Annotated in this window: 2 protein-coding genes; both read left to right on the forward strand. The window is 44.8% G+C overall.

The window, feature by feature from the left end; translation table 11 throughout:
* On the forward strand, positions 1-424 hold a 424-nt coding region (gene ubiG / locus JR005_RS14585), incomplete at its 5' end, for a bifunctional 2-polyprenyl-6-hydroxyphenol methylase/3-demethylubiquinol 3-O-methyltransferase UbiG (protein ID WP_228731755.1).
* A gap of 8 nt (positions 425-432) precedes the next feature.
* On the forward strand, positions 433-569 hold a 137-nt coding region (locus JR005_RS14590; RefSeq protein WP_228731787.1), incomplete at its 3' end, for an HAD hydrolase-like protein.

The following is a 569-nucleotide window of genomic DNA, read 5'->3' on the forward strand; positions in this document are numbered from 1 at the left end:
GAATATCGAATATCGCCAGATTCCGGTCGAACAATTGGCTCAAGAGCAAGCAGGACAATACGATGTGGTGACCTGTATGGAAATGATGGAACATGTGCCTGATCCAGCTTCAATTGTGAAGGCCTGTCAAACGCTGGTGAAGCCGGGCGGACACGTATTTTTCTCGACCATTAACCGTAACCCTAAATCGTATTTGTTTGCCATTATTGGAGCAGAATATGTTTTACGTCTGTTGCCAAAAGGCACCCATGATTATCACAAGTTTATTCGTCCCTCTGAAATGGCGCAGGACATCCGTGAAGCAGGTCTGACTTTAAAAGAAATGACAGGCTTACATTATAATCCATTGACCAAACATTACTGGCTAGCACCAAACGTCGATGTCAACTATATGGTACATACTGTGAAGGCTGCTACAGTATGAGTGCAGCGATGAAAGCGGTTCTATTTGATCTCGACGGTACTTTAATCGACACTGCGGCAGATTTTATTCGCATTATTCAAGCCATGTGCCGTGAAGAGCAACGCCCAGTCGTTGAGGCTGATCTGATTCGTACTCAGGTATCTGA

The organism is Acinetobacter sp. Colony158 (assembly GCF_019264745.1).
GTDB classification, from domain to species: Bacteria; Pseudomonadota; Gammaproteobacteria; order Pseudomonadales; family Moraxellaceae; genus Acinetobacter; species Acinetobacter ursingii.